Raw genomic sequence first — 13,827 nt, 5'->3', positions numbered from 1 at the left:
GTGATGAGTAATGTAACCTTTACAAAGGAAGATTTTTCAATATTTGAAATTCCAACATTAGAAGATCGGATGCAAGCTATTAGAGAACAGATTCAACCAAAATTTCGTGAATTTGGAGAATTGCTTAAAGAAGGATTAATCAATGAAATGGATGAAGACGAGCTTTTTGTGCATGTCGCCCAACATTTAAGACGAACTAAAAATCCACCTAATGATACTTGGATGGCAGTTAGTTGTAATAAGAGAGGCTATAAGATGGCACCACATTTTCAATTAGGACTATACGGAGACCATGTTTTTATTTGGTTAGCGTATATCGACAATCCAAAATTTGAAAAAGAAATGGCACAAGGTCTACTAGAAAATATTGAACTCTTTGAAACAATCCCAGAAGACTTTGTTATCTCTCTGGATCACCATACAACAAAAGTAACGCCGATTAAAGAACTTGATATTGAAAAAGGTCTAACTCGTTTCAGAGATGTCAAAAAAGGAGAGTTTTTAATTGGCCGACAACTAATGGCAAATGATCCTATTTTAAAAAATCCAGTTGAAACTCAACTGTACATCTTAGATACTTTTAAAAGTTTGCTCCCGTTATATAAGCAATCTTTCCAATCAATTCCAATAGAATATTAAAAGAGGAAGAAAGGAATAATTATATAATTATTTCTTTCTTTTTCTTTTTTTAAGTTAAAACACTACGAAAAAGAGTTATTGTTATACAGTTACGACTTTTTTTGCTATAATAATAACTGTTGAAAGGGTGTGACGTGTGTGACAGAATTAGATTATCGTAAAAATAGTAATAAAGTTTTTGCGATAAATTATATAGAAAATAATGATATCAATAATATTGTAGTGGGAGACGAATGTTTAGTTGCTAAAGTAAACAATCAAACGAAAGTATATACTATCCCCAAAAATCAACAATCAATTATTCGCATCATTGATCATCTACATAAATTAGATGTTTAATGAAGGGGGTTCTTTTGATTGCAAAGATAAAACATTTTTTCTGTACGTGATACGAAAGAATGTTTTTTTATTATGTCAAAATTATAAAGTATAGAGTAAACAAAAAAACACGGATTGCTCTTTTAAAGAGCAATCCGTGTTTTTTAGAAATCTAAACGAGATTAAAGATTAACGGTTGTAGAACTCAACGATGTAAGACTCATCGATTTCAGCATACAATTCTTCACGTTCAGGTAAACGAGAAAGAGAACCTTCTAATTTTTCAGCATCAAAGCTAATGAAGTCTGGACGACCAAATAATGCTTCAACTGCAGATTTGATGATTTCTAGGTTTTTAGATTTTTCACGAACTGAAATTACTTGACCAACTGAAACGCTGTATGATGGAATATCAACGCGTTTGCCGTCAACTAAAATATGACCGTGGTTTACTAATTGACGTGCTTGACGACGAGTAGTAGCAAGACCTAAACGGTAAACAACATTATCTAAACGTTGTTCTAGTAAGATCATGAAGTTAACACCATGTTTACCTTCTTTTAATTTACCAGCTTTTACAAACAAGTTTTTAAATTGACGTTCGTTCATGCCGTACATGTTACGTAATTTTTGTTTTTCTTGTAATTGTAAACCGTACTCTGATAATTTTTTACGGCTGTTAGGACCATGAGGACCTGGAGCGTAAGGACGACGTTCGATTTCTTTACCTGTTCCTGAAAGTGAAATGCCTAGACGGCGAGATACTTTCCAACTTGGGCCTGTATAACGTGACATAATAAAATTCCTCCAATAAATGTTTTTTTGGAGTAAAATAATAAGTAGAGAGTTCAGTATTTCGTGCAGTTTATTATTTCAATCTTCACCTTTGCAGCCGCAGGTTACACAATTGAACCTTGTAGGCAATAAACTGTTGACGTGAATACCACTTTCACGCTGCATTATTTTACACAAGGTCTAGTATACCTTATTGCCAATCTAACGTCAATCAATAGTTGCTTAAATAGCCTATTTATGCAACAAAAAAAGCAATGATTGGAAACCAACATTGCTCTAGAATTTAAATGGAACTATTTGCAAGTAAAATCAGTACAAAATCTTCTAAATAGCCACGATCAATTTCATCAAAGCGATTCGTAATCGGAGCATCAACATCTAATACGCCAATCGTTTTTCCATTTTTCATCAAAGGAATCACAATTTCAGACTGACTTTTAGCATCACACGCAATGTGACCAGGGAAATCATGAACATTATCAACAACAACAGATTCATTTTTAGCAAAAGCTGTTCCGCAAACCCCTTTTCCATTTTTAATACGAATACAAGCGACTTTCCCTTGAAATGGACCTAATACTAATTCATCCGTTTGTGCTTCATATAAATAAAAGCCAGCCCAATTGATATCTGGTAGATTTTCAAAAAGCAAAGCGGAAGCGTTGCTTAGATTAGCAATTAAATTAGTCTCATCGCCAATAATAGCCTCTAGCTGTGCGTTGGTTAACTGATAAATACCTTTTTTTGACATAAGAGTCACTCCTTTAGTTACTCAGATTATTAAATTCGATTTTTTCTTGATCTTTTTTTAAATCAACTTGTTCTTCACCTTTAAGGGTCCAAGCAATTTTAGCGTTGGCAATAAATTCACCAATTTCGCCACCATTGTCGACGTTAAAGCGAACGAATAGTGAATCCGTTCGTTCATTTTTTTCACTCTTTTGTAACTTTTTAAAAATTTGTTCAATATCTTCTTTATTATGGCTGAAAACTAATACTCGTAAAAAGGTCTGTGATCCATCTAAAGTGGATTTACTAGCAATCGTATAGGCTGCTTTTTGTTTTTGATTGATTTGGTTGATCTTCATTTGACTAAATAAAACGAAGAAAAGGCTAACTAGCAAGATTAATCCAGCTTTTCGGTGGAATTTTTTTGAATTTAATTTGTGCATTTTAATCGCAGCAAAAAGCAATATAGTACAAAATGTCAAGCCAAGAATACCAACAATTTTAAGCAATAAGAACATATTATCTCCCCAAACGTTTGTTTGTCCACTAAATTAGGATAAAAAATAACTGAAATTAATTGATTTCTAGTGTTAGTTTTTTATCACTGTGGTATAATCTACAATAGGTGTTTTATAAAAAAAAAGCAAGAAATTCAGCTAATAAAAATCTAAAGTTTTTCTCATAAAAAAAGAAATTAAAAATGACAAACATTATATTTTGTTACATACCATTATTTTGCTACAATCAATTCAAGTGGAGGTTTTAGAATGAATTTTATATTTGTATTAATCGGCATTATTTTATTAGCATTACTCATTTACGGGGTAGGGTTTATTTTAAAGAAACGACATTTCAGTAAAATAGACGAACTTGAAACAAGAAAAATCGCATTGATGGATAAACCTGTGATTGATGAAATCAACAAAATAAAAAAATTACAATTAACTGGTCAAACTGAAAAAACATTTAAAGACTGGAAGGCAGCGTGGGAAAATATTGCGACAGTTAGCTTTCCAGATATTGAAAATTACTTATTTGATGCTGAACAAGCAACGGATCGCTTAAAGCTAATTAAAGCACAAAAAGCGGAAGATGCTGCATTACACATAATTAATGAAACAGAAGAAAGTATCAAAAAAATTCAATTAGCATTAAAAAAATTGATTGAAAGCGAAGAAAAGAATCGTTTGGAAATCAAAAAAGTACAAGAAAAATATCAAGATATCCGAAAAAAATTATTGACTCAAAGTTTTTCTTTTGGGCCCGCATTAGAAAACTTAGAGCGTCGTCTAACCTTTTTGGAATTAGATTTTTCTAAGTTTACAGAACTAACTTCTTCTGGAGATCATATTGAAGCAAAAGAAGTTTTAGATCGTGTTTCGCAAGACACCAACGAACTACATCGGGTAGCAGAATTGGTTCCAACGATTTACAAAGAGCTTACGGTTGAAGATACTGATCAAGTGAAAGAAATTAAAGAAGGTTACCAACAATTAATAGCTGAAAATTATCGCTTTTTAGATATTGACATTCCAAAAGAAATTGCAGAAATAGAACGTGCCATTGAAGTGGGCATGGAATTAGTTGAAAAAGTGGAAGTTGATGAAGCAAAAGAGCATTTAGCGCAATTAGATACAAAAATTGATCACTTGTATGACGTAATGGAAAATGAAATTGATTCAAAATCTTTTGTATTGAGCCAAAAACAATTAGTTTCAGAATATTTAGACCATGTGATTGTCAATAATCGTAAATTATTAATTGAGATTGATCGCGTTTCTCAAAGCTACACTTTAAATCAAGAGGAAGCAGGAACTGCAGGTAAAATAGAATCTGAACTAGAAGATTTAAAAACATCATTTGAGTTATCTGCACAAGCAATTGCACAAGATGAAGCCATCTATTCAGTTATTGCGGAAGATTATGAAAAAATGGGCGATCGCTTAGAAGAGATTGAGAAAAAACAGCAAGAATTAAATAGCAACCTGCTTCATTTACGTAAGGAAGAAATGGATGCACAAGCAAAATTAGATGAATTTGAATTTGAGATGCGTGGTCTTAAACGTTATGTTGAAAAACAGCATTTACCAGGACTACCACATGATTACCTAGAATTATTCTTTGCTACAACGAATCGAATTGAGCAATTGGCTAAAGAACTAAACAAATTAAAAATTGACATGAAAGAAATTACACGTTTATGCTTCCTATGTCAAGATGATGTTGCTTTAATCAAAGAAAAAACAGATGAGATTGTGGATAGTGCTTTATTAACCGAGTACATGATGCAATATGCGAATCGTTATCGTCATTCAAATGAAGGAATCGCACAAGCAATCGATGATACATTGAAGTTGTTTAATCACGAGTTTCAATATAAAGAAGCTCTTGAAACCATTTCAACAACTCTTGAATCTGCTGAACCTGGTGCCTATAAAAAAGTTGAATCTTCGTACTTTGAAGATAAAGAAGCAAAGCATTAATTTAAAAAAAGTTGGCAATCAATTTGATTGTCGACTTTTTTTATTCTTAATTTCGTAACATATGATGAGGAGATTCTAAATTTTTTTAATGAACGTTTGTGATTCTGCTAAAGTCTGCTATAATTATAAAGGTTTTTAACAAGAAAATAAGGAACAAGTTGAATTGTTTCTCTTTAAAAGAAGGCGTGAGAAAATGATTTACTTTGATAATAGTGCAACGACTAAAATAGACGATAGTGTTTTAAAAACCTATTTAAAAGTTAGCGAAGAGATAATGGGAAATCCATCTAGTTTGCATGGGTTAGGGGATGCTTCTACGGGTTTACTTCAGCAAGCAAGAAAACAAATTGCTGAACTCTTAAACACTTCAATGGAAGAAATTTACTTTACAAGTGGTGGCACAGAAGGTGATAACTGGGCTGTTAAAGGAACGGCTATCGAAAAACGAAAATTTGGGAAGCATTTAATTACGACGGCGATTGAACACCCGGCGGTAAAAGAATCGATGGAGCAATTAAAAATGCTTGGATTTGATATTACCTATTTGCCAGTTAACAAAGAAGGCGTCGTTTCCGTTAAGGCGTTAAAAAAAGAACTTCGCTCAGATACCACTTTGGTTTCAATCATGGCTGTTAATAATGAAATAGGGAGCATTCAGCCGTTAGAAGAAATTGGAGAAGTCTTAAAAGCTTATCCAAAAGTACATTTTCATGTCGACGCAGTACAGGCAATTGGAAAAATTCCGCTTGATCTATCGACACACTCAAGAATCGATATCGCTACTTTTTCAGGACATAAATTTCACGCGCCAAGAGGGACAGGTTTTATGTATTTGAAAAAAGGGAAAAAATTAGCTCCTCTTTTAAATGGTGGTGGTCAAGAATCAGGTAAACGTAGCGGAACAGAAAATGTTGCGGGGATTACAGCAATGTCAAAAGCGCTACGATTGGTAGTAACCGATTCGAAAGAAAAACAATCACGTCAACTTGAAATCAAAGAGTACTTGATGGACAAGCTAGCTAGCTATGCTAAAGTCACCCTGTTTTCAACGAAAGAAGGCGCACCTCATATTCTGTGCTTTGCGCTAAGAGGAATTCGCGGCGAAGTGATGGTTCATGCTTTTGAGAAAAAAGGCATCTACATTTCCACTACCAGTGCGTGTTCAAGTAGAAGTCAAACAAGCGGAAGTACCTTGTCTGCAATGCATGTGCCTGAAAATATCGCTACAAGTGCAGTCAGAGTTAGCTTAAATGATACAAATACAATAGAAGAAGCCCAGCAATTTATCAAAGAATTTGATGGATTATACCGTCAGTTTCGTGATATTCACTAATAGAAAGCTCAAAGAAAAGGGATGACAAAAGATGCAATACAGTGAAATTATGATTCGTTACGGCGAATTGTCAACTAAAGGAAAAAATAAGCGCACTTTTATTAGTCGCTTGGTGAAAAATGTTAGTCACGCACTTCACGATTATCCAGAAGTGAAAATTTATGGCGAACGTGATCGAATGTATTTACTTTTAAATGGTGCAGATAGTCGGGTAGTAATGGATCGTTTGCAGCCGATTTTTGGAATTCAAACCTATTCTCCAGTGGTTAAAGTAGAACGCGATATTGAAGCGTTGAAAGCAGCTGCAATTGAGATGATTCGGAATGTGTATCAAGAAGGTCAAACCTTCAAGATTACAACAAGGCGCGCAGACCATAAATTTGAATTAGATACCAACGACATTAACCAGTTATTAGGTGGCGAAGTTTTAAGAAACATCGAAGGTATCAAAGTTCAAGTGAAAAAACCAGATATTGAATTACGTGTGGAAGTTCGCTTAGAAGGCTTATTTTTATCATGTGAAACGATTATAGGAGCAGGTGGTTTACCAGTTGGTTCTGGTGGTCGCGGGATGTTAATGCTATCAGGTGGAATAGATTCTCCTGTAGCAGGCTATTTAGCAATGAAACGTGGTGTTGAGATTGAAGCTGTTCATTTCCATAGCCCGCCTTATACAAGTCCACGTGCCTTACAAAAAGCCAAAGATTTAACGGCAAAATTAACAGCATATGTTGGCAGTATTCAGTTTATTGAAGTTCCTTTTACTGAAATCCAAGAAGAAATTAAACGAGTAGTACCAGAAGGCTATTTAATGACAGTGACCCGAAGAATGATGATGCGTTTAACCGATCAAATTCGGGCACAACAAAAAGGTCTAGCGATTATTAATGGAGAGTCTCTTGGTCAAGTAGCATCTCAAACTTTACAAAGCATGGTAGCTATCAATGAAGTGACCAATACGCCAATTATCCGTCCGGTGGTTTCAATGGATAAAAATGAAATTATCGAGATTGCCCAAAAAATCGATACATTTGATTTGTCGATCCAACCATTTGAAGATTGTTGTACTATTTTTGCTCCACCGGCACCCAAAACAAAACCTAAATTAGACAAAGCACAAGGTTTTGAAGCAAGATTGGATGTTGAAGGACTAATTGAACGCGCAATGGCAGGGCTTGTTATTAGCGAAATCAAAATTGGAGACAATTTGGAAAAAATGCAAGAAGATGAATTTTCTGATTTCTTATAATTGAGTAAAAATGGTTTAGCCTTTGTTGCTGAACCATTTTTTGTTATATTTACAGAGAAAAGTACCAAAAAGAAGCAATAAAGTCAGTTAAAATGAAGGAATTAGAACTTGTTTTTTATTGTAATGGTACTATAATAAATGAGTAATCGTAAAAGAATGGTGGGTTTTAAATGAAATTATGGACAAATGGTCTTTTTTATACAATGGAAAACGAGGGAGCAACCGTCGAAAGTGTGCTAGCAAATGAAACTGAAATTATTGCAACGGGTTCAGCAGACCAATTAAAAACACAGTATGGTGATCTAATTAAAGAAGAAATCGATTTAAAAGGAGCAACTGTGCTACCTGGTTTGGTGGACAGTCACTTGCATTTATTATGGTACGGACAAAGCTTAGCCCGCTTAAATTTAAACCAACAAAACTCAAGAACAGCAGCTTTAAAAATGATAGCTGACAAAGTAGCGACGTTAAAGCCGGATGAATGGCTATTTGTAGAAGGCTACAATGAGAACATGTGGGAAGACGATGGACGTGGACTTACTTATCAAGATTTAGATCAAATTTCAACGCTACATCCTATTTTAGTGAGACGCATCGACTATCATAATGTAGTCATTAATTCACCTTTTATCAAAAAAATTCAGTTAAAAAATCATCAAGTATTTGAAGGTGGCGGTGAAATTGATCTAACACCAGATGGCAAACTAACGGGTATTTTAAAAGACGAAGCGACCAATTTAGCCATCGATGCATTTCCACTAGCAACGCCAGCAGAAATGGAAAATTATTTAAAAATTGCAATTGAAGATTTATGGTCAAAAGGAATAACAGGTGGACATTCAGAAGATTTGCATTACTTTAATGGCTTTACAGGTACTTTAAAAACCTTTACTGATGTTGTTGGAAATAAAGAAAATCAACTGCCATTTAGAGCTCATTTACTGATTCATAATGCTGAATTAGCGAACTTCAATCAATCGAATGAAACCTTTTTAAGCAATCATTCGTGGGTGGAATTAGGCGCAATGAAAATATTTTATGATGGAACAGTCGGTTCTAAAACGGCGTTGATGTCCCATTCATATCCAAATGAACCGACTCAATTTGGTTTACAAGTCCAAACCGACGAAGTTTTCGAGACCATGGTGAAGGATGCAAGAAAAGCAGAACTGCCCGTAGCAATCCATATTTTAGGCGATCAAGCTTTTGAAAATGTCATCACTACGTTAAAAAAATATCCTCCAAAAGTAGGTCAACTAGACCGCATGATTCACACGCCGTGGCTTCGACCTGATTTATTGAAAAAAGCAAGTGGCATGCCGTTGTTGTTTGATTTACAACCGCAATTTATGAGCAGCGACTTACCTTGGGCTCTTGAAGTTTTAGGGGAGACACATCCACCTCTTGCTTTTGCTTGGAAAAGCATCCAAAAAGCAGGCTTTGCAACAGCAGGAGGAAGTGATGCCCCTGTTGAAATCCCAAATCCTTTTTATGGTATTCACGCAGCCGTAACGAGAACAGTTAGCTCTGATTTAGATGGAAAACACTATTTTCCTGAAGAAGCATTGTCACGATTTGAAGCCATTCGATTATACACGGTTGGAAGTGCAAAAGCTTGCTATCACGAAACGACCAGAGGTATGATAAAACCCGGATTTGTTAGTGATTTTACGATTTTAAAAGACAATCCCTTCACAGTTTCTACAAAAGAATTAAGAACAATAAAAGTACTGAAAACAGTAATTGCCAATCAAATCGTTTTTTCAATAAAATAAGAATCTAGCTAGTTAGTGTAAAAAAATACGCTAATTAGCTTTTTTGTTACGACTGTGAAAAAAATCACAATTTAATTGAATGTCAGGTATGACAATGGTAATATGGGGATAAGAGTGAAAACAGGAAGGTGAATTTGTTGGTAAAAAAATTAGAAACAGTACAGTTGCCAAAAGCAACAGCAAAACGATTGCCACTTTATTATCGTTATTTAAAAACATTAGAAGATTCTGGTGTCAAACGAATTAAATCAAAAGAATTTAGTGCCTTAACTCAAGTTCCCTCTACAACCATTCGACGAGATTTTTCCCATTTTGGAGAGCTTGGACGCAGTGGGTACGGCTATGATGTAGATCATGTAATTGAAGTTTTTGATCAAATTTTAAATGTGAATAAATTAACGAAAGTAGCAATAGTTGGCGTTGGGAATTTAGGGAAAGCATTATTAGCAAATAATTTCCGACGAGATGAAAATCTGAAAATCGCCTGCGGATTTGAAAAAGATGAGGCACAATGTGGCGAAGTCCTTTCAGGTATTCCTATTTATTCCATTGACGAAATGGCAGAAATTATTCAAGAAGAAGGAATTAACACAGCTATTTCGACGGTTCCAAGTCAATATTCGCAAGAAGCAATTGATTCCTTAGTTGCAGCCGGTGTGACGGCTATCTTAAACTTCGCGCCAGGTCGAGTGTCAGCTCCTCCTGAAGTAGACATCCGATACATCGATTTAACAACAGAATTATTAACCTTGATTTATTTCAACGAACACCTTCGTGAAAAAGTAGAGATTTAAGTATTTGAAGCAGAATGGTTGCGTCGCTTTTGTCTTTTTTCGTATACTAGAAGAAGTCAAACAATGTTTTTTACTAAAAGGAGATTATAATGATGGAAATTACTAAACGAGGCACCGTGATAAAAGTCGAAGGAACACAACCAAAAGTTGGAGAAAAAGCACCTGAATTTAAATTAAAAAACTTAAACGATCAAGTCATTTCATTATCTGATTACCAAGGAGAAGTGGTGTTAATCAGTGTCATTCCAAATATTGATACATCTGTTTGTGCAATTCAAACCAAACAATTTAACCAAATTGCTGGAAAACTTGAAGGCGTACAGTTGATGACCATTTCAAACAATACAAAAGAAGAGCAAGCAGATTGGTGTGCTGGGAATGGCGTTGAAATGGAAATGCTTCACGATATTGACTTAACGTTTGCTAAAAGCTACGGATTATATATGCCAGAATTAGATTTACTAGCACGTTCCGTCTTTGTGGTTAATCGCGAAGGGGTCTTAGTTTATGAAGAAATCGTTTCAGAAATGAGCCATGAACCAAATTATGAAAAAGCAATTGAAGCAGCCAAAGAAGCAGCTACTGCCAAATAAGCCAAATTTGTAAAAAAAGATTGAGTTTCGTAAGCTTCAATGCTAGAATTAAGAAAAGAAAAAAGCTTTGAACAAGAGGAGTATCTGCCCCTTAGATTTTAGAGAATAGAACATTTGCTGAGAGTTCTTAATCGATGGACAGAAAAGGTAGCTTGGGAGCTGGATAGGTGAAGTAGGAGTAACTTATCTCGGGTAGTTATCCGTTAACGACTGAAAGTTGAGAGGTGTATCGCAATTAGATACACAAAATAGGTGGTACCGCGAATTCAAGCATTCGTCCTAATAAGTAGTTTGTTATTAGGGTGGATGCTTTTTAGTTTGCCTTGATTTCAAACCTTAATAGGCTGAGTTAAATCAAATTAAGAAAAGAGGTTGTACAAATGACAGAAGAATTAAAAATGCCAACAAAATACAATCCCCAAGAAGTTGAAGCGGGGCGCTATGATGAGTGGATAGCAAAGGATTTATTTAAACCAAGTGGAGATATGACAAAAAAACCTTATTCAATCGTGATTCCACCACCAAACGTAACGGGTAAATTACATTTAGGACACGCTTGGGACACAACTTTACAAGACATCATTATTCGTCAAAAACGCATGCAAGGATACGACACTCTTTGGTTGCCAGGAATGGATCATGCGGGGATTGCAACACAAGCAAAAGTAGAAGAAAAGCTAGCTGCAGAAGGTGTTTCACGTTACGATTTAGGACGTGAAAAATTTATCGATACCGTTTGGGAATGGAAAGAAGAGTACGCAACTTTTATTCGTGAACAATGGGCAAAAGTTGGGATTTCTGTTGATTATAGCCGTGAACGTTTTACCCTTGACGATGGGTTATCAGAAGCTGTTCGTAAAGTTTTTGTGACTATGTTTGAAAAAGATTTAATTTACCGCGGAGAATACATCATCAACTGGGATCCAAAAGCGAAAACAGCCTTATCGGATATCGAAGTAATCCATAAAGACGTAGAAGGAGCTTTTTATCATATGAGCTATCCTTTAGCTGACGGTAGCGGCGTCTTAGAGATTGCCACTACTCGACCTGAAACGATGTTAGGTGATACAGCCGTTGCGGTTCATCCAGAAGACGATCGCTACAAACACTTAATTGGAAAAATGTTAGTGTTGCCAATCGTCAATAAAGAAATTCCGATTATTGCAGATGAGTATGTTGAAATGGACTTTGGAACTGGTGTTGTTAAAATAACTCCAGCTCATGATCCAAATGACTTTGAAGTTGGAAATCGTCATGATTTACCACGTATCAATGTAATGAATGAAGATGGAACAATGAATGAACTTGCAGGTAAATATGAAGGCATGGATCGTTTTAAAGCACGTAAAGAAATCATTAAAGAATTAGAAGAAATCGGTCGTTTAATTAAAATCGAAAAAATGGTTCATAGTGTGGGCCATTCTGAACGCACAGGAGTTGTCGTAGAGCCACGTTTATCAACCCAATGGTTTGTTAAAATGGCACCATTAGCAAAAGAAGCAATGGACAATCAAGCTACGGATCAAGCTGTAAACTTTGTTCCTGAACGTTTTGAAAATACGTATATGCGTTGGATGGAAAATGTTCATGATTGGGTTATTTCTCGTCAGTTATGGTGGGGACACCGTATTCCAGCATGGTACCACAAAGAAACAGGCGAATTGTATGTGGGCATGGAAGAACCAGCAGATGCGGAAAATTGGATTCAAGATCCAGATGTATTAGATACGTGGTTCAGTTCAGCTTTATGGCCATTTTCAACGATGGGCTGGCCAGATACAGAAGCGCCAGATTTTAAACGTTATTTCCCAACGAATACTTTAGTAACAGGATATGATATTATCTTCTTCTGGGTAAGTCGAATGATGTTCCAAAGTTTAGAATTTACAGAAGAGCGTCCTTTTGAAAATGTTTTGATTCACGGATTAATTCGTGACGAACAAGGTCGCAAAATGAGTAAATCATTAGGGAACGGAATTGACCCTATGGAAGTCATTGATAAATACGGTGCAGATGCCTTACGTTGGTTCTTATCAAATGGTTCATCGCCTGGTCAAGATGTTCGTTTTAGCTACGATAAGATGGATGCTAGCTGGAACTTCATTAATAAAGTGTGGAACGCTAGTCGCTTTGCTATTATGAACATGGACGGTTTAACAGTTGATGAAATCGATTTGACTGGACCAAAAACGATTGCAGATCGCTGGATTTTAACTCGTTTAAACGAAACGATTGAACACGTAACGAATTTATCTGAAAAATTTGAGTTTGGTGAAGCAGGTCGTCACCTATATAACTTTATTTGGGATGATTTCTGTGATTGGTATATTGAAATGAGTAAAGGTGTGTTAAATGGGGAAGATGAACCAGCTAAATTAACAACCAGAAGTATTTTAGCTCATGTATTAGATCAAACCTTACGTTTGTTGCACCCAATTATGCCTTTCGTAACTGAAAAAATCTGGGAAAGCGTGCCGCATCACGGTGAATCATTAGTGGTAGCAGAGTACCCAGTCGTGCGCCCTGAATTTAACGATGAAACAGCTGCAAAAGGAATGGAAGTTTTAATGGAGTTGATTCGTTCTGTTCGTAACATTCGTTCAGAAGTGAATACACCGATGTCTAAAAAGGTAGAATTGTTGATTAAAACAAATGATCCTACGATTGAAGCCTTCTTAATTGAAAATCAACATTATATTGAACGTTTTTGTAACCCTGAAACTTTGACGATTTCAAGTGACGTAACAGCACCTGAAACAGCGATGAGTGCAGTAATTACAGGCGCTGAAATTTACTTGCCACTAGCAGGTCTAATCAATATTGCAGAAGAAATCACACGTCTTGAAAAAGAAATGGCGAAATGGGATGGCGAAGTGAAACGTGTTCAAGGAAAACTTTCTAACGAACGTTTTGTTTCAAGTGCTCCTGAAGCAGTTGTTGAAAGCGAACGAGCAAAAGAAAAAGATTACCTTGAAAAACGTGAAGCAGTAGCTGAACGAATTAATGTCTTAAAAGCACAAGCATAATAATCAACTTGAACAGCCTCCTTTTTTAATAAGGAAAAGCTGTTCAAGTTTTTTATTAAAAAATAAAATCAATAGTCACCAGACGAGTAGAAC

Annotated in this window: 12 protein-coding genes and 1 other annotated feature; of the genes, 9 read left to right on the top strand and 3 right to left on the bottom strand. The window is 35.5% G+C overall.

Annotated features, from left to right (window positions below; translation table 11 throughout):
- Positions 1–3 precede the first annotated feature (3 nt).
- Both AC07SW_RS02005 and AC07SW_RS02000 read left to right on the top strand, forming a co-directional pair.
- Positions 4–639, top strand: a complete 636-nt coding sequence (locus AC07SW_RS02005; protein ID WP_135023985.1) for a YktB family protein — start codon at positions 4–6, stop codon at positions 637–639.
- A gap of 138 nt (positions 640–777) precedes the next feature.
- Positions 778–978 carry a hypothetical protein gene (locus AC07SW_RS02000; protein WP_034569108.1) on the top strand — a complete coding sequence of 67 codons (201 nt, stop codon included), beginning with the start codon at positions 778–780 and terminating at the stop codon, positions 976–978.
- A 168-nt stretch (positions 979–1,146) separates the two neighbouring features.
- Here the strand turns inward: AC07SW_RS02000 and rpsD are convergent, their stop codons facing one another.
- The 3 genes from rpsD to AC07SW_RS01985 all read right to left on the bottom strand — a co-directional run bounded on the left by rpsD (position 1,147) and on the right by AC07SW_RS01985 (position 2,999).
- The gene (rpsD, locus tag AC07SW_RS01995) at positions 1,147–1,752 is read right to left on the bottom strand and encodes a 30S ribosomal protein S4 (protein WP_034569110.1); all 606 of its coding nucleotides are present in this window, start codon (positions 1,750–1,752) and stop codon (positions 1,147–1,149) included.
- A 283-nt stretch (positions 1,753–2,035) separates the two neighbouring features.
- On the bottom strand, positions 2,036–2,503 hold the full coding sequence (locus AC07SW_RS01990; protein WP_034569112.1) for a GAF domain-containing protein: 468 nt from the start codon (positions 2,501–2,503) through the stop codon (positions 2,036–2,038).
- A 13-nt stretch (positions 2,504–2,516) separates the two neighbouring features.
- Complete coding sequence (locus AC07SW_RS01985; RefSeq protein WP_119908196.1) at positions 2,517–2,999, bottom strand: hypothetical protein; 483 nt, start codon at positions 2,997–2,999, stop codon at positions 2,517–2,519.
- 249 nt (positions 3,000–3,248) lie between these two features.
- Here AC07SW_RS01985 and AC07SW_RS01980 point away from each other — a divergent pair, with 249 nt between their 5' ends.
- From AC07SW_RS01980 to AC07SW_RS01950, 7 genes are all read left to right on the top strand, one after another.
- Positions 3,249–4,964, top strand: a complete 1,716-nt coding sequence (locus AC07SW_RS01980) for a septation ring formation regulator EzrA (RefSeq protein WP_119908195.1) — start codon at positions 3,249–3,251, stop codon at positions 4,962–4,964.
- 193 nt (positions 4,965–5,157) lie between these two features.
- Positions 5,158–6,297 carry a cysteine desulfurase family protein gene (locus tag AC07SW_RS01975; RefSeq protein ID WP_034569120.1) on the top strand — a complete coding sequence of 380 codons (1,140 nt, stop codon included), beginning with the start codon at positions 5,158–5,160 and terminating at the stop codon, positions 6,295–6,297.
- A gap of 31 nt (positions 6,298–6,328) precedes the next feature.
- Positions 6,329–7,546, top strand: coding sequence for a tRNA uracil 4-sulfurtransferase ThiI (gene thiI / locus AC07SW_RS01970; protein WP_034569122.1), 1,218 nt, complete (start codon positions 6,329–6,331; stop codon positions 7,544–7,546).
- A gap of 170 nt (positions 7,547–7,716) precedes the next feature.
- Positions 7,717–9,321, top strand: coding sequence for an amidohydrolase (locus AC07SW_RS01965; RefSeq protein ID WP_487528303.1), 1,605 nt, complete (start codon positions 7,717–7,719; stop codon positions 9,319–9,321).
- Between the two features lie 137 nt (positions 9,322–9,458).
- A complete protein-coding gene (locus AC07SW_RS01960; protein ID WP_034569130.1) occupies positions 9,459–10,115 on the top strand; it encodes a redox-sensing transcriptional repressor Rex in 657 nt (218 codons plus the stop codon).
- Positions 10,116–10,207: 92 nt separating this feature from the next.
- Positions 10,208–10,708 carry a thiol peroxidase gene (gene tpx, locus AC07SW_RS01955; RefSeq protein WP_494632152.1) on the top strand — a complete coding sequence of 167 codons (501 nt, stop codon included), beginning with the start codon at positions 10,208–10,210 and terminating at the stop codon, positions 10,706–10,708.
- Between the two features lie 58 nt (positions 10,709–10,766).
- Positions 10,767–10,993 (top strand) — a binding site (T-box leader).
- A gap of 95 nt (positions 10,994–11,088) precedes the next feature.
- The gene (locus tag AC07SW_RS01950; protein WP_494632150.1) at positions 11,089–13,734 is read left to right on the top strand and encodes a valine--tRNA ligase; all 2,646 of its coding nucleotides are present in this window, start codon (positions 11,089–11,091) and stop codon (positions 13,732–13,734) included.
- Positions 13,735–13,827 lie beyond the last annotated feature (93 nt).

This window comes from Carnobacterium sp. GW821-FHT04C06 (genome assembly GCF_059420345.1).
This window is presented reverse-complemented; position numbering and strand designations above follow the sequence as displayed.

What these genes read in the sequence shown, in the direction of transcription:
- AC07SW_RS01965 (WP_487528303.1), top strand. Translation starts at nt 7,717, where the DNA reads ATGAAATTATGGACAAATGGTCTTTTTTATACAATGGAAAACGAGGGA.
- AC07SW_RS01975 (WP_034569120.1), top strand. Translation starts at nt 5,158, where the DNA reads ATGATTTACTTTGATAATAGTGCAACGACTAAAATAGACGATAGTGTT.
- AC07SW_RS01990 (WP_034569112.1), bottom strand. Translation starts at nt 2,503, where the DNA reads ATGTCAAAAAAAGGTATTTATCAGTTAACCAACGCACAGCTAGAGGCT.
- thiI (WP_034569122.1), top strand. Translation starts at nt 6,329, where the DNA reads ATGCAATACAGTGAAATTATGATTCGTTACGGCGAATTGTCAACTAAA.
- AC07SW_RS01980 (WP_119908195.1), top strand. Translation starts at nt 3,249, where the DNA reads ATGAATTTTATATTTGTATTAATCGGCATTATTTTATTAGCATTACTC.
- rpsD (WP_034569110.1), bottom strand. Translation starts at nt 1,752, where the DNA reads ATGTCACGTTATACAGGCCCAAGTTGGAAAGTATCTCGCCGTCTAGGC.
- AC07SW_RS01985 (WP_119908196.1), bottom strand. Translation starts at nt 2,999, where the DNA reads ATGTTCTTATTGCTTAAAATTGTTGGTATTCTTGGCTTGACATTTTGT.
- AC07SW_RS01950 (WP_494632150.1), top strand. Translation starts at nt 11,089, where the DNA reads ATGACAGAAGAATTAAAAATGCCAACAAAATACAATCCCCAAGAAGTT.
- tpx (WP_494632152.1), top strand. Translation starts at nt 10,208, where the DNA reads ATGGAAATTACTAAACGAGGCACCGTGATAAAAGTCGAAGGAACACAA.
- AC07SW_RS02005 (WP_135023985.1), top strand. Translation starts at nt 4, where the DNA reads ATGAGTAATGTAACCTTTACAAAGGAAGATTTTTCAATATTTGAAATT.